This is a genomic window from Bradyrhizobium sp. Crot121, from assembly GCF_059512385.1.
Window position 1 is genome coordinate 26,598 of record NZ_JCAMOR010000036.1, and the last position, 18,319, is coordinate 44,916.

The 18,319-nt window shown below is 64.3% G+C and carries 20 protein-coding genes; 5 read left to right on the plus strand and 15 right to left on the minus strand.

The genetic code is table 11. The features are described 5' to 3' along the window. Positions 1–7: 7 nt before the first annotated feature. Both AC5ZGW_RS26970 and AC5ZGW_RS26975 read left to right on the plus strand, forming a co-directional pair. Positions 8–1,540, plus strand: a complete 1,533-nt coding sequence (locus tag AC5ZGW_RS26970) for a hypothetical protein (RefSeq protein WP_130229411.1) — start codon at positions 8–10, stop codon at positions 1,538–1,540. A 184-nt stretch (positions 1,541–1,724) separates the two neighbouring features. Further along, positions 1,725–2,567: a Crp/Fnr family transcriptional regulator gene (locus tag AC5ZGW_RS26975; RefSeq protein ID WP_130229410.1), complete on the plus strand. Its 843-nt coding sequence runs from the start codon at positions 1,725–1,727 to the stop codon at positions 2,565–2,567. Between the two features lie 24 nt (positions 2,568–2,591). On the opposite strand, the gene AC5ZGW_RS26980 is transcribed toward AC5ZGW_RS26975, so the two are convergent. Together AC5ZGW_RS26980 and AC5ZGW_RS26985 are read right to left on the minus strand one after the other, a co-directional pair. Beyond that, positions 2,592–2,789, minus strand: a complete 198-nt coding sequence (locus AC5ZGW_RS26980; RefSeq protein ID WP_028163005.1) for a hypothetical protein — start codon at positions 2,787–2,789, stop codon at positions 2,592–2,594. A 132-nt stretch (positions 2,790–2,921) separates the two neighbouring features. Further along, positions 2,922–3,539: a phasin gene (locus AC5ZGW_RS26985; RefSeq protein WP_245475035.1), complete on the minus strand. Its 618-nt coding sequence runs from the start codon at positions 3,537–3,539 to the stop codon at positions 2,922–2,924. 312 nt (positions 3,540–3,851) lie between these two features. Here AC5ZGW_RS26985 and AC5ZGW_RS26990 point away from each other — a divergent pair, with 312 nt between their 5' ends. Beyond that, positions 3,852–5,384: an MFS transporter gene (locus tag AC5ZGW_RS26990; RefSeq protein WP_130229409.1), complete on the plus strand. Its 1,533-nt coding sequence runs from the start codon at positions 3,852–3,854 to the stop codon at positions 5,382–5,384. A gap of 32 nt (positions 5,385–5,416) precedes the next feature. Here AC5ZGW_RS26990 and AC5ZGW_RS26995 read toward each other — a convergent pair whose 3' ends face one another. The 11 genes from AC5ZGW_RS26995 to AC5ZGW_RS27045 form a co-directional block, all read right to left on the minus strand. Continuing rightward, positions 5,417–6,133: an MgtC/SapB family protein gene (locus AC5ZGW_RS26995; protein ID WP_130229408.1), complete on the minus strand. Its 717-nt coding sequence runs from the start codon at positions 6,131–6,133 to the stop codon at positions 5,417–5,419. Between the two features lie 33 nt (positions 6,134–6,166). After that, a complete protein-coding gene (locus AC5ZGW_RS27000) occupies positions 6,167–7,183 on the minus strand; it encodes a WD40 repeat domain-containing protein (protein ID WP_463328070.1) in 1,017 nt (338 codons plus the stop codon). After that, on the minus strand, positions 7,183–8,232 hold the full coding sequence (locus tag AC5ZGW_RS27005) for a CobW family GTP-binding protein (RefSeq protein ID WP_130229407.1): 1,050 nt from the start codon (positions 8,230–8,232) through the stop codon (positions 7,183–7,185). Before AC5ZGW_RS27005 ends, AC5ZGW_RS27000 begins: the two co-directional genes overlap by 1 nt. Positions 8,233–8,293: 61 nt before the next feature. Continuing rightward, positions 8,294–9,166, minus strand: a complete 873-nt coding sequence (locus AC5ZGW_RS27010) for a metal ABC transporter substrate-binding protein (protein ID WP_130229406.1) — start codon at positions 9,164–9,166, stop codon at positions 8,294–8,296. A 5-nt stretch (positions 9,167–9,171) separates the two neighbouring features. Continuing rightward, on the minus strand, positions 9,172–10,041 hold the full coding sequence (locus AC5ZGW_RS27015; RefSeq protein ID WP_130229405.1) for a metal ABC transporter permease: 870 nt from the start codon (positions 10,039–10,041) through the stop codon (positions 9,172–9,174). A gap of 4 nt (positions 10,042–10,045) precedes the next feature. Further along, positions 10,046–10,798, minus strand: coding sequence for a metal ABC transporter ATP-binding protein (locus AC5ZGW_RS27020; protein WP_130229404.1), 753 nt, complete (start codon positions 10,796–10,798; stop codon positions 10,046–10,048). A gap of 3 nt (positions 10,799–10,801) precedes the next feature. Then, entirely contained in the window at positions 10,802–11,005 is a 204-nt protein-coding gene (locus tag AC5ZGW_RS27025) for a hypothetical protein (protein WP_130229403.1), read from the minus strand. A gap of 51 nt (positions 11,006–11,056) precedes the next feature. Further along, positions 11,057–11,557, minus strand: a complete 501-nt coding sequence (locus AC5ZGW_RS27030; protein ID WP_208823980.1) for a hypothetical protein — start codon at positions 11,555–11,557, stop codon at positions 11,057–11,059. Continuing rightward, on the minus strand, positions 11,554–12,156 hold the full coding sequence (locus AC5ZGW_RS27035; protein WP_130225394.1) for a permease: 603 nt from the start codon (positions 12,154–12,156) through the stop codon (positions 11,554–11,556). The genes AC5ZGW_RS27030 and AC5ZGW_RS27035 overlap by 4 nt, the downstream gene beginning before the upstream one ends. A gap of 281 nt (positions 12,157–12,437) precedes the next feature. Next, complete coding sequence (crcB, locus tag AC5ZGW_RS27040) at positions 12,438–12,824, minus strand: fluoride efflux transporter CrcB (RefSeq protein ID WP_130225395.1); 387 nt, start codon at positions 12,822–12,824, stop codon at positions 12,438–12,440. Between the two features lie 202 nt (positions 12,825–13,026). Beyond that, positions 13,027–13,623, minus strand: a complete 597-nt coding sequence (locus AC5ZGW_RS27045) for a superoxide dismutase (protein ID WP_130225396.1) — start codon at positions 13,621–13,623, stop codon at positions 13,027–13,029. A gap of 262 nt (positions 13,624–13,885) precedes the next feature. Between AC5ZGW_RS27045 and AC5ZGW_RS27050 the strand changes: the two genes are divergently transcribed. Together AC5ZGW_RS27050 and AC5ZGW_RS27055 are read left to right on the plus strand one after the other, a co-directional pair. Beyond that, positions 13,886–14,413, plus strand: a complete 528-nt coding sequence (locus tag AC5ZGW_RS27050) for a GNAT family N-acetyltransferase (protein ID WP_130225397.1) — start codon at positions 13,886–13,888, stop codon at positions 14,411–14,413. Positions 14,414–14,602: 189 nt separating this feature from the next. Next, complete coding sequence (locus AC5ZGW_RS27055; RefSeq protein WP_028163020.1) at positions 14,603–15,043, plus strand: DUF2147 domain-containing protein; 441 nt, start codon at positions 14,603–14,605, stop codon at positions 15,041–15,043. Positions 15,044–15,047: 4 nt separating this feature from the next. Here the strand turns inward: AC5ZGW_RS27055 and AC5ZGW_RS27060 are convergent, their stop codons facing one another. Together AC5ZGW_RS27060 and htpG are read right to left on the minus strand one after the other, a co-directional pair. After that, positions 15,048–16,202, minus strand: coding sequence for a DUF3095 domain-containing protein (locus tag AC5ZGW_RS27060; protein WP_130225398.1), 1,155 nt, complete (start codon positions 16,200–16,202; stop codon positions 15,048–15,050). A 177-nt stretch (positions 16,203–16,379) separates the two neighbouring features. Next, on the minus strand, positions 16,380–18,245 hold the full coding sequence (htpG, locus tag AC5ZGW_RS27065; protein ID WP_130225399.1) for a molecular chaperone HtpG: 1,866 nt from the start codon (positions 18,243–18,245) through the stop codon (positions 16,380–16,382). Positions 18,246–18,319 lie beyond the last annotated feature (74 nt).

The window sequence follows — 18,319 nt, forward strand, 5'->3', positions numbered from 1 at the left end:
CCAAATCATGTCTAACCGACGAACCGGAAGGCAGCTTGCCGTTGGTGCTCTGCTGATCGTCTTGCCAATGCTGTCTCATTGGGGAGCCGCGAGCGCGCAGACCGTCAACTCGTTCGAGGGCGACCGCGGACCAGGTCAGGCGGTGTGCAAATCGAACGGGGGGCCGATCCATTGTGATCGGGCGGAGATGGACGTTGCCGCGAGCGGCAAGCAGATTGTGCAGGTCACCTGGCAGAACGTCAACGTGTATGACACTACGGGCAAGCTGTTGAAATCCACGCCGCTGGCCGCACTGATCCGCGGTGCCGGGCTCGACCCGAACCCGGCGAAAGGCGGCGGGCCGTTCGAGCCGCATGTCGTCTACAACGAGTTCATCGAGCGCTGGATCATCACCGTGACCTGCGCCAACGACTGCACGCTTGTGAGCGCCAGCGCCGACGCGACGGATTCGTGGGGCGGCACCTACCTGTCCTGCCTGCAGGGCGGCCCCTGCCTCGACCGCAATCCCGGCATCAAGCTGGGCTACGACAAGAACGGTGTGTACATCTGCGGAGGCCACGTCGGCGACGACAATCCGAGCACGGTGCCGGGCGTGTCCTACGACTGCTTTGCAGTACCGCCGGATGAGATCAAGGCGATCGCGCAAGGCACAGCGCCAACCCATATCAACCGTGGCCACAAGCTGCCGCTCGACATCGTCCCTGCGGTTGACCACGATCGATCGAAGGCACCATCGGCTCTGGCGTTCTTTGCCAACAAGAGCTGCGACCACGCGGCGCAATACTCCTGCCAGCGGTCGACCAATTTCTCGTTTCACTGGATCGTGAACACCTTCAGGTGGAATGGCGCCACCGGCACCTACAATGCTGGCGGCGCCCAGCAGGTGATCAAGACCGATATCGGCTCGAAGGAGAACAAGTGGCTCTACAACACGCCGTGCTGCGGCCAGACCATGTCGATCCCGCAGGCCGGCAGCGACGTCACCCTTCGCGCCGCAACCAGCCACCGCCTGATGAATGTCGTCCAGCACGGCTCGCACCTGTATGGCGTCCTCGGGTCCGGGCCATGCACTGACTCCTGCGGGGCGCAGGGCGCTGATGCCAACAATTTGCTGATCTGGGTGGACCTCGATTGCTCGCAGCCGGCCGCCTGCGTGGTCAGCCAGACGGCAAAGATTGCCAGCCCTGACAATCACCTGGAGTTTGGCACGATTGGCGTGGACGATGCAGGGAACCTGGGCATCGTCGGCACGTCCTCAAGCGCGCGCGCAAACCTGTCGGTCCTGCTCTGGACCCGCCGCCAGGACGATCCGGCCAACACGTTCACCGGCCCGACGACGATCGTCGCGGGCACGCATCCCTACACCTGCCCGAATGAGAGGAACGTGAGCCCGATGGGGAATTCGGTCGGCATCCTGACCGCGCTCGACCCGGTGGACCGCAAGACATTGTGGGCGACCCAGCAGTGGGCCAATGATGCCACTCCCTGCGTCTGGAACACACGCATCGTCGGCTACAAGGTCGCGCCGGAGAAGCGCTGACGATCGAGGCCCCCCATCGGCTGTGTTGACTTTCCAGATGGCGTGGCGCACCCCGCCACCTGGCGCTGCGGCTCCCATTGGAACTTTCTCCCGCGCGGCCGTTTTTAGTGGTCCGGCGTGGTGGGTTAGTGCGCATGGCACTAAGTGCACCTCGCCTCCGTCTCTGGGAAGGAGCTTTCCCGCGATGGAGCATGAGACCAGGATTGAAAATCGACTGCTGGCCGCGCTGCCGCAAGCGGACCTGGATTTGCTTGCGCCCCATTTCCGGAACGTGTCGCTCAAACGCGACGCCGTCCTGGCGCGATCGGGCGATCTGATTGAACAGATCTATTTCCCGTCCAGCGGGCTGGTCGCGCACGTTATGGACATGCCGAACGGACAAACGGTCACCACCGCGATCGTCGGCAAAGAGGGCGCGGTAAACATCCTCACGGCGCTCGGGCCGGCCCGCTCGCCGATGACCATGGTGGTTCGGATCGCCGGAACTGCTTTGCAGCTCTCTCCGGCACGCTTCCATGCGGCGCTCGAGCACAGCCACGCGCTCAAGGCCGCCGTCAATAGGCTCAACAGGGCCCTGATAGTGCAGCTCCAGCATGTTGCGGCTTGCAATGCGCTGCACTCAGTCGAAGCCCGGTTGGCCCATTGGCTGCTGCACATCCACGACCGGACCGAAAGCGACATGCTGCCGCTGACGCAGGAGACGCTTTCGGAGTTGCTGGGCGTGCGACGAACGACGGTGACCCATGTCGTATCCAAGCTCCGCGCGTCGGGAGCGATCAGGTCCAATCGGCGAAGCTCGATCGAAATCGACAGGCCGCGGCTCGAAGCAGCGGCATGCGACTGCTACCAGATCATGCGCAGCAGGATCGAGCGCATCGTTTCGACGAACGAGATGACGCCGCGCGGTCACTCCTGGCCAGCGCATGAAAGGCCGCGCACGCACGCCCCGCTACCGACCGCCGAGAACGGAGCGCAGCACCGCGCGCACGCCCACGGAGCGGCCGCTCACCGTGCAAGGCACCGTTGAGGAACGGTTAGCTAGTGGCCAGCCTTAGCACACGCTCCTCACTCTTTCGTCCGTCTCGTAAACCCACGCTTCCTTGGCAAACCATTCATGGTTGGTCTGGCAGATCGAGCAATAAGTGCGCGCGAAGAACACCGTACTGCATCGAAACTTCTCGCGATCGGCTTTCATGCCCGTAGGGATCGCGCGTCCCGTCTGCGGGCATTTGATCATGACGATACCCATCTTGGTCCTCCCTCAATGTCCCGAGTTGCTGCATCAGCAGCATTCCGCGGGCCATCGGCTGGACTCCGCCTCTTCTCGCGGGAGGCGCTTTTCGTCCAGCCGATTCTCGGTGGTGCTTAAGAGAAGTTCGATCTAGGGACCTGTCCGCAGCACCCTGGCAAGACTCTTCCTGATAGGCTCGGCAGTCTCCTTCGCCACTTCCTGAGTGAGCTCCCACAGTTCCTTGTTCTGAGCGGAGGTGACCTCAAAATTCTTGCGGCCATGCGTGGCCGATAGCTGGATGATCTCTGGCAGCGACTTCGTCCCCATCAGATGCGTGAGAAATTCGAGAGCGGAGCTGGCGTTCGTGCCCGAGATCTCGATCAACTTGGCCGCGTAGTCGGCGGCGCCTTTCGCGTTGGTTGAGCAGGCCTCCTTGAGGATGTCGGCGATCTCGCCAGAAGCGGCCTTCATCTTTTCGCAATTTTCCTTCGCCCGCAGCATGCTTTGCTCGGCGATGTTCTGATACACTCCCGGTATCGCGAACAGCGGCATGTCGAATCCGCGTTTCGCGTCAGCACCGGCAGTCGGATTGGCATTCATTTCATTCGAGTATGCATCATTCACGGGTTGTAATCCTTTCAAGCGAGACTGGAACCAGCGGCAGTTCGATACGCAATCCCGGCTCTCTCGAAGCGAGCGTGCCACGAACGAGCCGGGAAGGATTTCCCAGATGTCGGACCGGACGGAGTTGTCGCGCCGTGCCCCCATCTACCGGACTATGCTCGACCAGCGCCGAGACTTCGGTTCGCTTTCTGACTCTCGAAACGTTTTTCGTAGGTAGCGACCGCCTCGCTCCGTAGGTCCATACGGCGCAAGTCTCCGGCGTATGAAGCGCGCCGCCTGACGGGGATTGTGTTCACGGCAAAAGAGCGGCCGAGCAACCAGCCGCTCCCTCCTTTTTTTGCGCCGGGTGACCCGGTGGTACGCAATCGCTGCTACCGCCCCGAGCCCATCGCGCTTGTCCTCAGCGACTGACAGGTGCAGCCTAACCCAGGACCAATGTCCTTACTCGGGCATCCAATGATTGGATTCACACAGCCGCCGTGCGACGCCGGGGTCATCGAGGCGACACCGGCTTTTGACGCTGCCCTGTCACAGAGACGCAAGTGGCTGACGCTGGCCGCAGCCGTCATTGGGTCCAGCATGGCTCTCCTCGACGGTTCTGTCGTGAACATCGCGTTACCCGCAATCCAACAGGCGCTGAATGCAGATGCGGCTGCGACACAGTGGATCGTCAACGCCTACCTGCTGCTGCTTGGTGCGCTCGTGCTGATCGGAGGTTCGGCGGCCGATCTCTACGGCCGACGCCGGATTTTTGTTATCGGCATCGCGGTCTTCACCGCCGCCTCCATCGTCTGCGGGCTCTCACCGAATATCATGGTGCTTATCGTCAGCCGTGCGGTTCAAGGTCTTGGCGCCGCGCTGTTAACGCCGGCCAGTCTGGCGATGTTAGGAGCGACCTTCGGCAAGGATGAACGGATCCGGGCAATCGGGATATGGGCGGGCGCAGGTGCACTGATGATGGCGGCCGGTCCGATGTTGGGCGGCTGGCTGGTCGACCAGGTATCGTGGCGGGCGATCTTTCTCCTCAATGTCCCGCTCGCCATTGCCGCGGCCGGACTTGCGCTTCGCTTCGGCTGCGAAAGCAGCGATCCCCGGGCGAAGCAACTCGACTGGAGCGGCGCCGCCTCAGTCGCGATTGGCCTTGCTGCGATGACATGGTCCCTCAGCGCCATTCCGGCGTCGGGATTTCGCGACAAGACAGTGCTGGTTGCCCTGGGAGTGGGAGCCGCTTTCCTGGCTTCGTTCGTCGTGATTGAAGCCCGTCTCCATGAGCGGGCGATGATGCCGTTGTCGCTCTATCAATCTCGCGATTTTTCAGCAACGAATGCGTTGACGCTGTTGCTCTACTTCGCGCTCGGAGGTGCGCTCTATTATCTGCCGTTCGGCCTGATCCGCGTCGGCGGCTACTCGGCGACCCAGGCCGGCGCAGCGTTGCTGCCTTTTGCCCTGATCATGGGATTCGGGGCGTCATTCGCCGGGACCATTGCTGACCGTTGGGGGCCGCGGCTGTTGCTCACTGTCGGGCCCATCGTCGCAGCCTGCGGATTTACGATACTTGCCTTTGTCGATCTCAGGCAGCCTTACTGGATTAGCGTATTTCCGTCGATGGTCCTGCTGGGCGGGGGGATGTCGATCACGGTTCCACCGCTGACGTCGACTGTGATGGCAGCCGCCGGCGAAGCCCACGCCGGGATTGCTTCGGGCATCAACAACGCGGTCGCTCGCGTTGGCGGCCTGCTCGCGGTTGCGGCACTCGGCGTGGTGTTCTTTGCAAACTTCTTGCATGATCTTGCCGGAGCAACGCCCGCGCAAGCCAACGAGGCCCTGAATGCCGTGATGTCCGGACAGGCGGACGCTCATGCAGGGGCAATAGCCGCATTCGAGCGGGCGCTGAGCACGATCATGCTGGTGCCCGCAAGCTGCGCCGCACTTGCCGGCCTCGCCGGTTGGGTGTGGATCGCGCCGCGCCCCAAGCGTGCAGGCACCTGACACAACCCCGCAGCCAGGCGCAGTTCGACGCCCTAATCGGCTGTGTTGACTTCCCAGGTGGCGTGGCGGACGCCGGCCTGACGCTGCAGGTCCACCGCGACGGCATTGAGCTCATTGGGATTGACTGACGTGCTGACCAGCGTCGCCACGATCTCCAGGAGATCGTCACCGATCTCCTGGAGATCGATATCAGCAACCGGGTAGCTGGCGGCCTCGAGCTTCTCGACCAATTGGTCGCGCATGGCCGGCAAGGCGTCGCTGGAGACCGCGAGCTTGAAATAGTAGGTCGCCTCCGATGCCTGCTCGTCGAGCGGGATGCGGTTGATGGCATTCACCAGCGGCCGCAGCAGCGTGTTGCCGGCGAGGATGAAGAAGGTGAGCGCTGCGGCCTGCGCCTCCATGTCGGCGCCGGCGCAAGAGCCGACCGCGGCTGATGTCCACAAGGTCGCCGCCGTGTTGAGCCCGCGCACATCCATGCCCTGCTTCATGATGACACCGGCGCCGAGAAAGCCGATGCCCGACACGACATAGGCGATCACCCGCACGGCGCCGTCCGCGCCCGACAGTCGCATCGCAAGATCGACGAACGCAGCCGCTCCGACCGCGACCAGCACATTGGTGCGCAGGCCCGCGGTGCGCTGGCGATATTGCCGCTCGGCGCCGATCAGCGTGCCCAGCACAAAGGCTGTGGTCAGGCTTATCAGCGTGTCGAAGAAATCAGCGAGTTGGAAGGTCGTCAGAAACCGCATAGCCCCTCAATACGGCTTGGACACGACAGGTGATTAAAACGCCAACAGACCTCCGTCGCCGTCTTCGTCCGCGAATGCCAATAGCGTACCTTTGGCGTTCCAGGCCAGTGCGGCGACTGGCACGCCCTGGTTGCGACGGAGCAGTATCTCGGCCCCGTCCTCCATCCGGACCATCAGCACGGTGCCGTCGCTATAGCCGGCCGCCAGGATGTCGTCCTTCGGATGGCAGGCGACGACCGCGACGCGCGCCTGCAACGGCGCCAGCATCGCCGGCTGCTTGCCCATCGGGCCATCCTTGCTGTTGAAGGGCCAGATGATGACGGTGTCGGCCCCTGAGGTAGCAAGCCCCTTGCCGCCGGCGCTCCACGACATCGACCGCACCCGGCCGGGATAGCCGCTCATCCGCATGTGCCTGTTGTCGGCGAGCCGCCAGCCATGCAGCGCCGGCTCATGCATCGCGGTGACCAGGAATTTGTTGTCAGGGCTGAAGGTGACGGCGTGATGCGAGCCCGCCCATTCCAGGAATTCCGGCTTGGCCGCCATGTTGGGAAACCACAGCGTCGCGCCGCCATAATGGGCGATTGCGAGCCGGAGGCCCTTTGGCGCAAAGGCAAGACCGCCGACGGTGGACGGCGCATCGAAGGATTTTTCCTCGCCCTTGGCCGGACGCACGAACGCGGTCTTGCCCACCGACCACGCCACCGCGCCATCGGAATGCAGCGCCACGGCATCGATCCAGCGCCGCTTCGGGTCGGTCGCCAAGGTCGAGACCTCGCCTTTAGCATTGAGCGCGACCAGCTTGCCATCGTCACCGCCCATGACGATCCGCTCGCCATCCGAGACGGAGCAGAGGATCGCGCCGCCATGCACCGGCGTCTGCGAGACTTCGCCCTCCCCGCCGACGACGGCGACATTCTCCTCGGCGCCGATGAAGTGGGCGGTGTCGCCAAGGAAATGCACTGATGTGACGGCCATGCCGAGCGGCACTGGCCGTACCTGATCGGTCATCGAAGCGATGGAGGGCACCTCGCCCGGGTCGAACTCGCTCATCACGAGACGATGCAGCGCTCAAAGCCGTCGCGGATCGCCTGCTCCGGCAATTCGCGGCCGATGAAGACCAGCCGGCTCTCGCGCGGCTCGTCCTCCTTCCACTTCCGCTGATGGTCGCCTTCCAGCATCATGTGGACGCCCTGGAACACGTAACGGTCGTCGTCGCCGGCGAAGGCGAGGATGCCCTTGGAGCGCAGGATCTTCTGGCCCTCGGTCGCCACCAGGTTCTGCAGCCACGGCATGAATTTCGTGGGGTCGAGCGCCTTGTCGGTGCGCAGCGACAGCGATTGCATCTCCTCGTCGTGGTAGTGCTTCATGCCGTGGCCATGATCATGGTGGTGATGATGGTCGTGGCCATGGTGGTGATGATCATGGTCATGATCGTGATCGTCGGCTTCCAGGAAATCCGGTTCGATGTCGAGGATGCGGTCGAGATCGAAGGCGCCCCGCTCCAGCACGTCGGCCAGTTCCACCTTGCAGCGCTCGGTCCGATGCAGCTTGGCGTAAGGGTTGATACCGCGGATGCGGGCCTCGACCTCGGCGAGCTCGGGCTTTGAGACGAGGTCGGTCTTATTCAGCACGATGACGTCGGCGAACGCGATCTGGTTCTTGGCCTCGGGCGCATCCTTCAGCCGGTCGCTGAGCCATTTGGCATCGGCCACGGTGACGACGGCATCGAGCCGGGCGTTCTTCTGCACGTCCTCGTCGACGAAGAAGGTCTGCGCCACCGGCGCCGGGTCGGCGAGGCCCGTGGTCTCCACGATGATGGCGTCGAACTTGCCTTTGCGCTTCATCAGGCCGTCCATGATGCGGACGAGGTCGCCGCGAACGGTGCAGCAGATGCAACCGTTGTTCATCTCGAACACTTCCTCGTCGGCCCCGATGATCAGGTCGTTGTCGATGCCGATCTCGCCGAATTCGTTGACGATGACCGCGTATTTCTTGCCGTGGTTCTCGGACAGGATGCGGTTGAGCAGCGTGGTCTTGCCGGCGCCGAGATAGCCCGTCAGCACGGTCACAGGGATCTTTTGCGAAGAAGGTTCTGGCATGGCGACTCCGGGGGCGGAACTAACGATCGCGCTGCCCGGGCCGGCAGGGAGGGCCCCTGCCCTAGTGGCCAAGCGCGCTGGTCAAGGCCTTTATATTGTGCCTTACCACCCCAATGTAAGTGGGGGCCTCGCCCTTTTCGGCAGTGAGACTGTCCGAATAGAGGGTCCCGCCGATCCTGGCCCCGGTCTCCTCAGCGATCCGCTGGATCAGGCGGGGATCGCTGACATTTTCGAGAAAAATCGCCGGAATTTTCGCCTTTTTGATCTGGGTGATGATCCCTGCGATATCGCGGGCGCTGGGCTCGGATTCGGTCGAGACCCCTACGGGGGCAATGAACTCGATACCGTAGGCGGCCGCAAAATAGCCGAAGGCGCGGTGGGTCGAGATCACCTTGCGGCGCGCCTCCGGGATGGTGGCGACCGCCTGCCGCGCTTCTCTGTCCAGCGCGTCGAGCTCTGCCAGATAGCTTTCCGCATTGGTGCGGAAGGCGGCGGCGTTCGCAGGCGCAGCGGCCACAAGCGCGTCGCGGATATTGGCGACATAGATCTTTGCATTAGCAACGGACTGCCAGGCATGAGGATCGGGCGCCGAGCCGAGCTTGAGCGGCGCAATGCCGTCCGTCACGGTGATGATGGTCGCTTTGCCGCCGGCGGATTGCACCAGCCGCGGCAGCCAGCCCTCCATCCCGAGCCCGTTGATGAAGAGCAGCTTCGCTTCCGCGACCTTTCTGGCGTCCGCCGGCGTCGGCCGGTACACGTGGGCATCGCCCTCGGGGCCAACCAGCGCCGCGACATTGACCTTGTCGCCTCCAACGTTGCGGACCAAGTCGGCGAGGATCGAGAAGCTGGCGACCACGTTGAGGCGCTCTTGCGCGCGCGCCGGACCTACAAGCGTGACGAGCGCGAGCAGCGCAAGCCAGAACCACCGTCGCATCGCCGCTAGGCCTCCAGATGCCGGCCGGGGAACATCTGGCGGACCAGTCCGCCGACATTGCCGAACAGGAGCGAGACCAGATAGAGCCCGGCCGCGACCAGAATGATCGCGGGGCCCGAGGGAATTCGCGTCTGGAACGACAACACCAGCCCGGCATAGCCCGAAAGGATCGCGCTTGCGACCGCGATGCAGATCATGCCGGTGATGTCGCGCGACCAGAACCGCGCGATGCCGGCCGGCAGGATCATCAATCCGACGCCGAGCAACGTGCCGAGCGCATGAAAGCCGTTGACGAGGTTGACCACGACCAGCGCCAGGAACGCCAGATGCGCCGGCGCGCCGGCGCGGCTGACCGTGCGCAGGAACACCGGATCGACGCATTCGATCACCAGCGGGCGGTAGATCACCGCGAGCACGAGCAGCGTGATGGTGGCGTTGAAGGTGATGACCAGCAGAGTCTGGTTGTCCATCGCGAGAATGTCGCCGAACAGCACATGCAGGAGGTCGATATTGGTGCCCTTGATCGAAACAATGGTGACGCCGAGCGCCAGCGAGACCAGGTAGAAGGTGGCGAGCGAGGCGTCCTCCTTCAGCTCCGTGTTGCGGGCGACGAGGCCGGCGAGCAGCGCCACCGTAAATCCCGCGGCCAGGCCGCCAACCGTCATCGCGAACAGATTGAGCCCGGAGAGCAGGAAGCCGATCGCCGCCCCCGGCAGGATCGCATGCGCCATGGCATCGCCGACCAGGCTCATCCGCCGCAGCATCAGGAACACGCCGATCGGCGCGGCGCCGAGCGAGAGCGCGACCACGGCGGCAAGCGCGCGGCGCATGAACTCGAACTCGGTGAAGGGCGCGATCAGCGCGTCAGTGAGCATGGCTTCAGGCGGCGCGCGAGGTGTCCACGGCACAGGCGGCGGCGCGGTCGTCGAAGGCTTCGCACATCCGCATCGCCACCGTGAGATTATCAGGCGTCAGCACTTCGGCGGTCGGCCCCCACGCCACCGGCCCGCGCGCGAGCAGCAGCGTTTCCGGGAAATTGGCGCGCACCATGTCGAGGTCGTGCAATGCCGCCAGCACCGTGCGTCCCTCGCTGTGCCAACGCTTGACCAATGCCAGCAGGTCGGCGGTGGTCTTGGCGTCGATGGCGTTGAAGGGTTCGTCGAGAACGATCAATCGCGCATTCTGTAGCAGCACCCGTGCAAACAGCATGCGCTGCATCTGGCCGCCGGAGAGCGTGCCGATCGGACGGTTCTCGAACCCGTTGAGCCCGACCGCGGCGATTGCGGCGAGGATCTTCTCGCGCGCGTCCTTGCCGATGCCGCCGAACAGGCCGATGCCGCGCCACAGGCCGGTGCCGACAAAATCAAACACCGAGATCGGGAAACTGCGGTCGATCTCGGCCGACTGCGGCAGATAGGCGATGTCCCTGTGGTCGAGGCCGCCGAGGTCGATCGCACCGGAGAGCGGCTTCAGGATGCCGGTGATGCCTCGCAAGAGCGTCGACTTGCCGGCGCCGTTCGGGCCGATCATTGCGAGCAGCGCGCCGGAGGCGACGTCGCCGTTCAGATGATGCACCGCCGGATGGCGGTCATAGCCGAGCGTGACGTTGCGGAATTGCACTTGCGCGGGCATCGCTCACCTCATCGCCAGCAGCACGAAGGCCCACAGGCCGGCACAGACCGCGAGCGCCGCGGCAAGGCGTGCGACGACCGTCATGCGCAGGATCGACCAAGTCGCCGCCTGCGCCGGATGCGGCGTTGTCGGACCATGGCTGTGGACGACATGGTCGTGGCCGTGTCCATGGACGTGGTCGTGGGTATGGGGATGTGCGTGAGCCATTTCGCGGGAACGTTACATTATAACATTACGCGAGTCCACCTGATCGATGGTTCACGGTTTGCCGATCGCCATCGCGATGGCGGCGGCCAGGAAGGGAAACGGCACCGAGACCGCGGCGCGGAACCAGACGAAGCGGGCCGGCATGAACGGTATCTCCCACAGGATCACCCTTTGGAAGGCGAACAGCGCCCAGGCGACGACATAGGCGATCACCTGGGGTGGCCCGCCGCCGGCCTTCAGCGCCACCGCGCCGATGGAAAAACCGACCACCGGCCCGCCCGGCGTCGCTGCGCCCGCGATGACGGCGGTCGCGACGCCGAGCCAGCCGCTGTCGGGCCCGAGCCAGCCGGTGATGATCTCCTGCGGGATCACGGCGGCGATATAGCCCGACCCGACCACGCCGATCGCGATCCGCGGCATGATATTGGCGAATTCGAGCGAGCCTTCGCGCAACGACGACACCAGCACCGTGCGTCCACGGCGCCAGGCGATGAAGCCGACGCCGGCGACCGAGCCCCACAGCAGGATGTCGATCAGGAGCGCGGCGCTCATTCCGGTGCGCCGTTCGGATAGACGCGGGCATAGACGAAGCGGCCGAAGGCGCCGGCGAGCACTGGCAGCGGCAGCGAGATCACGATCCGCCACAGCGTGAACTCGGTGCCCATGATCGGCAGTTCCCAGGCCACCGCGCGGCCGTAACCGATCAGCGTCCAGCTCACCACCATCGCGATCGTCGCGCCGAAATCGGCGCCAACGGTGAGCAGCGCCGCCGCCACCGGATAGGCGGTGAAGGGACCGCCTGGCAGGATCGCACCGAAGGCGGTGCCGATCAGAAGGCCCTTCAATCCCGACTTCGGTCCGAGCGAGCGCGAGACTTTTTCGTGCGGCAGAATTTCCGCGATGAACGCACCGAGCAGGCAGCCCGCGAGCACGCGCGGCAGGATCCCGCCGAACAGCGAGAGGTCGTGGGTGAGGATCTCGATCACGCCGTCAGCGCCGTCGCGCCGATAGACCAGGCCGGCGCAGATGAGGACGAGCACAAGGATTGAGATCATCGACCAGCCGATCGGCTTGCGCACACGGCCGGGAGGCGTCTCGGCCTCCGCGGCGTCATCGGCCGGCGGCGGATCCTTTAGCGGTGCATCTGACAAGGCAATGGGGCCAGGGCGGGGTGAGAATGTCCATCCTGCTTAGTCCCGTCACAAAGGCGACGCAAATGGAAGCTGGCCGCGTATCCATGCGCGCGCAGGCTATGGCCATGCGCGGTTGCGGCGCCCTCTCCATTTGTCATTCCGGGGCGATGCCAACGGGTCCGCGCAAAGCGCGGCCCGATGACAGGCTCCGCATCGAGCCCGGAATCCATTTCACAGCCTGTGCATGTGGCCCGTGGATTCCGGGTTCGCGCTTCGCGCGCCCCGGAATGACGGAGAGATCATGTGAGGTGGCGGACGATGGCGAGGCCGGCGAACAGGCCGGCGATCGAGAGCACGACCGAGCCGAGCACGTAGAATGCCGCGAGCCCGAGTTCGCCGCGTTCGTAGAGCAGCGCGGCGTCGAGCGAGAAGGCGGAGAAGGTGGTGTAGCCGCCGAGGATGCCGGTCATCAGGAACAGCCGCCAGGGCTGCGATGCCTCGCCCTTGAAGGCGAGATAGCCCGCGATCAGGCCCATCACGGTCGAACCGGTGATGTTGATGATGAAGGTGCCGTAGGGAAAATCGGTGCCGAGGCTGCGCGCGCAGGCGAGATTGATGAAATGGCGCAGCATTGCGCCGAGGCCGCCGCCGAAGAAGACCAGAAAATAGCTTGCTGCCGTTCCCACCACTGCCCCGCTGGTGTGCCGTCGAGAGGGACTATCACCTCTCCTTGAACGATGTGCGCACCCACAGTCTCTCCCTTGAGACGGTGCCCGCGTGGAGAGATGATCCCTCCCCGGTTCGCATTGCGCTTCGCTACATGCGAACAGACCCTCCCCTTTCGGGGGAGGGTCGGGAAAGTCGCATCCGGAACGACGGCCTAAACCGTCACACCTTGCCGAACAGCTCGTCGACGTAGTCCCAGTTGACGAGGTTGTCGACGAACGCCTTCAGATAGTCCGGACGGCGATTGCGATAGTCGATGTAGTAGGAGTGCTCCCAGACGTCGACGCCCAGGATCGGGACCGCGCCATGGACCAGCGGGTTCTCGCCATTCGGCGTCTTGGAGATTTCGAGCTTGCCGCCCTTGACCTGCAGCCAGGCCCAGCCGGAGCCGAACTGGCCGACGCCGGCGGCGGCGAAATCGGCCTTGAACTTCTCGAAGCCGCCGAGGTCCTCGTTGATCTTCTTCTCGAGACGGCCCGGCAGCTTGCTGCCGCCGCCATTCGGCTTCATCCACTTCCAGAAGTGAATGTGGTTGTAGTGCTGGCCGGCATTGTTGAAGACGGCCGCGTTCTTGTTGTACGAGCCCTTCACGATCTCCTCGAGGGACTTGCCCTCGAATTCGGTGCCTTTGATCGCGTTGTTGCCGTTGGTCACGTAAGCCTGATGATGCTTGTCGTGATGGTACTCCAGCGTTTCCTTCGACATGTAGGGCGCGAGGGCATCGTGGGCGTAGGGGAGGTCGGGTAGCGTGAAAGTCATGGTGTGATGTCCAACATGAGGGGAGACGACACTAACGGAGACCTCTTATAGAAGGTTCCATCACACTTAAACACCGCATTTTCGGCGCAGGCATGCAGGCCGTGCGGGCGATTCGCAGAACGTCAGCGCAACGAACCAACTCCAAAATAGTGTTGGGAATGAAATGCTTAAGATCAACTCCGAGCGGCAGGGTGCGGACGGAGGTGCGTTTTCCCGTTTGTGCGAGTAAGATCGCGCCGATGGAATGCAAGGACCCACTCAAGTGAGCATCGAGATCGAAGTCCTCAACGGCGATGCTTCCTGGAAGACGGTCGAGCCGCTGTTTCGGGCGGTCTGGCCGCGCGAAGTGGTCGCGAAATTGCCGTGGGGCCATATCAAGTGGGCCGGTGCCGACCTGCGCGTCTTGCTCGAAGCGCCCGAGGGCGGCGTCGGCTGCCATGTCGGCATCCATTTCCGCACCATCACCTGGAACGGACACCGGATCCATATTGGCGGCATCGGCGGTGTTGCGACCCGCGAGGACTGCCGGCGCCGCGGCTATGCCTCGATTGCGCTCAATGCCGCGGTCGAGACCGTGCGCGCCAATGAGGCGGCGCGCTTCATGCTGCTGTTCTGTGAGCCGCACAATTTCGCGTTCTACCAGGCGCGCGGCTGGCGGCCCTTCACCGGCGAGGTCTATTGCGAGCAGCCGGGCGGACGCGTCCGCTTCGAGGCGATGACACCGTTCGTGTTCGACATCAAGCGCGCGCCTGATACGGGGACCATCGACCTATGCGGCCTGCCGTGGTGATCTCTGCATAGGTTAGCCTGGCCTGCGCCGTCCGTAAGATGCGGGGCATCATCTTCACACAATCTTCAGGGCGAGACGCAGTGACAGATGCGCATCACTGGGGCAAATGATCGCGCGCCGACGCGCGGAAGTGAGATTGCACAAAGCCGATTTGTTGCTATGCAGGCGTGCCTTTTTGGGGAACGAATCATGGCTTGCAGATCAGCTCTCATCGCAGCGGTGCTGGCGGTATTACTGGCCGCACCGACGGCGCGCGCGCAAAACGCGGCCGATCCATCCGGCGTCTGGCAGACGCAGGCGGGCGACGCCCGCGTCAAGGTCAGCAAATGCGGCGGCGGGATTTGCGGCGTGATCGTCTCCCTGCGCGAGCCGATCGATCCCGCAACCGGCAAGCCGCAGGTCGACAACAAGAATCCGAATCCGTCGCTCACCACCCGTCCGATCATCGGGCTGCCGCTGTTTTCGGGCATGCGGCCGGCCGGCGGCAAGTGGACCGGTCAGATCTACAACGCTGACGACGGCGGCACCTATGCGAGCAGCATTTCGCTCGCCGGCCCCGATACGCTACGGGTCGAAGGCTGCGTCGGCGCGCTCTGCGGCGGCGAAAGCTGGACGCGGGTCGGGCGCTAACTCTTCAGATCTGCATCGCCTTCATGGCTGACGCGGCGGAGGCGTAGCCGCCGCGGGCGCCGTCGATGAAGTGCACGTGGTTGCTGCGCATCGCCGACGGCGTGAAGCAGGTCATCATCGCAGCATCCTGCCGGTGCAGGCCGTAACGCACGACGCCGTTGGCCGCGGCCTGCGCGAGACGTTCGGCGAGCGCCTGCGCCAACTCCTCGCTGCAGTCGAGGATCATCCGCAATCCGTCGTCATATTTGCGGAAGTCGGAATTGTCGACCACCTGCTGCATATAGTCCTTCGCCGCGAACTTGCCGATTTTGAGCTCGAAGCGGATGAGGGTGTAGACCCACAACGTGCTGACGAACACCAGCACGCGCCGCGCGAAGAGCGGACCGCCGCGCTTGGTGCGCGCCTCGAAGTCGAGGCCCTGCGGCGGCCAGCGCAGCGCCGGCCCGCCCGACGGCACCGGACGGCCAGCATCCGGGCTCTGCTCGGCGAGAGCGATGATGTCCTCAATCACCTTGCGGAACGCGGGGGGATCGCCGCCCTTCGCCGGCACCACCAGCACGGACAGGATGACACCGCGGGCGGAAGGGATCTCCTCGAAGCGGCAGGAGAGCCCGCTGAGATCGGGCTGAGTGCCCGGCGGCGCCGGCGCGACGGCAAATTCACCCCGCTTCATCGCGGCTTCCGCGAAGCCAAGCCCGCCACCGGAGAACATCGCGTAGGAAAGATTGGTCGACGGTCCGAAGCGCGCGACGCGCACATCAAGTCCTTGCGCACGGACTGCTTCGATCGGCACCAGCGCCACGCGCATGATGAGGTCGAGATCGTCCCTCACCCAGGTCGCGGTCGCCGCCAGCGCCTCGCGCGCGGCGTCGACATCGGCGGGCGCGACCGCAAAGCTCGCGCCATCGCCGCCGAACACGAAGGGGAATTCGCGGCCACTGAGTGCATTGGTGACGGCGGCGATGACGGCCGCGCCCGCCATGTTGACGGCCTTGTAGCGCTTTGCGGCAATCGCCTTGGTCGATTCCACGATGTCGGCGACGCCGATGGTCCAATCATCGGGCAAAGGCGAATACAGCGACGGCTCCATCAGGCGGGCAAAGCCGCGGAACACCGGAATGCCGCCGTAGAAGATCTCGCTGCCGCCTGCCGCCGCCATGGACCGCTCCGCTTTCGGCGCCTGTCTAGCAGATACGGCCGGTCTTGGGATCGGTTGCGTAGAACCGAACACCGTCATGGCCGGGCTTGTCCCGGCCACCCACGTGAGCGCCGCCTCCCAGAAAGGAAGACGTGGATGCCCGGGACGAGCCCGGGCATGACGGAGCAACAGTGCGCGTTACGCTTTCGCCAATCCGCGCAGCACGAGCTGGTTGAGACGGCCGGCAAAGGCGGCCGGGTCCTCCGGCAGTTCGCCTTCGAGAATCTGCGCCTGCTCGAGCAGAAGCAGCGACAAATCCCTCGCCGCGTCCTTTTCGCGCGTGATCGCGGCGACCAACGGATGGCGCAGATTGACTTCGAGGATCGGTTTGGTCACCGCACCGCGGTTCTGCTGCGCGAGCAGTCGCTCCAGCATGCGGTCGCGGCCGCCGCCGACCAGGCACGAAGCGCTCGAGGTCAATCGCTGCGAGGCGCGGACGTCGGCGACGCGCTCGCCGAGCGCTTCCTTGATCGCGGCGATCGTCGTGGCTTCATCCGCGGCCGGCTCGTCCTTCTTCTCGTCCGCCTTGTCGTCGACGAACGGGATCAGGCTGAAATCGACGTCGCCCTGGCTCAGCGACTTCAGCGGCTTGCCGCCGAAATCGATCGGCGCCGAGGTCCAGAACGCATCCACGGGATCGGTGAGCAGGAGCACCTCGACGCCGCGTGCTTGCGCGGCCTCCAGCTTCGGGTTCGACTTCAACCGCTCGATGCTCTCGCCCGTGAGGTAGTAGATGTCGGTCTGGTTCGGCCTGATAGCCTCAACATATTGCTTGAGCGAACGGTTCTCGCCCGCGGTGGTCGTGAAGCGCGCCAGGCCGAGCAGCTTCTCGCGCCGCTCATAATCCTCCCACAGGCCCTCCTTGAGGACCGGGCCGAACGCGTCCCAGATCTTGGCGAACGCGCCCTGCTCCTTATCCGCCAATCGCTCGAGTTCGCCGATGACGCGGCCGGTCACGGCATTGCGGATTTGCGCGAGTTGCGGGTTGTTCTGCAGCATCTCGCGGGAAATGTTGAGCGGCAGATCCTCGCTGTCGATCACGCCGCGAATGAAGCGCAGATACGCGGGCAGAAGATCGGCATCGTCGGCGATGAAGACGCGGCGGACATAGAGCTTCACCCTGCCCTTGCGCGCCGGCTCGAACAGGTCGAACGGCTTTGTCGACGGCGCAAACAGCAGCACGGCATAGGACTGCCGGCCCTCGGCACGATAATGCAGCGTCATCGCCGGCTCGTCGAAGGCGCCGGCGATCGATTTGTAGGCTTCCTTGTAATCCTCCGCCGACAGCTCCGATTTCGACCGCTGCCACAGCGCGCTCGCGGAATTGATCTGGCTTGGCTCGCCCTCCTCCGGCACCAGCTCGATCGGGAACTGGATGTTATCAGAATAGGCGCGGACGATGCGCTCGATCTCATAGGTCTCGAGATATTTCGCGGCGTCCTTCTTCAAATGCAGCACGATCTCGGTGCCGCGGGTGACGCGCTTGGCATCCTCCTCGCTGGCGGGCGCGATCTCGAAGCCGCTGCCGCCCGACGAGGTCCAGGTCCAGACCTCACCGCTCCCGGCGCGGCGGCTGATCACGACGATCCTGTCGGCGACCATGAAGGCGGCATAGAAGCCGACGCCGAACTGGCCGATCAAATTGCCGCCGTCCTTGGCCTCGGTGAGCCGCGCCAGGAACGACTTGGTGCCGGAGCGCGCGATGGTGCCGAGATTGTCGATCAGCTCCTGCCGGTCCATGCCGATGCCGCTGTCGATCACGGACAAGGTATCGGCCTTCTTGTCCGGCCTGATCCAGATTTTCGGCGGCGCACCATCGGCGATCAGGTCCGGCGCGGCAATCGCCTCATAACGCAGCTTGTCGCAGGCATCGGAGGCGTTGGAGATCAATTCGCGCAGGAAGATATCGGTTTCCGAATAGACCGAATGCACCATCAGGTGCAGGAGCTCGGCAACCTCGGCCTGGAACGGCTGGGATTCGGGGGAGGTCGTGGTGGCAGTCATTGCTGGGCTCAGGTGAAACCAATAGGGGGTAGGAAACTCCAGATATAGCGCAGCCATCTCCGCCCGCAAGATTT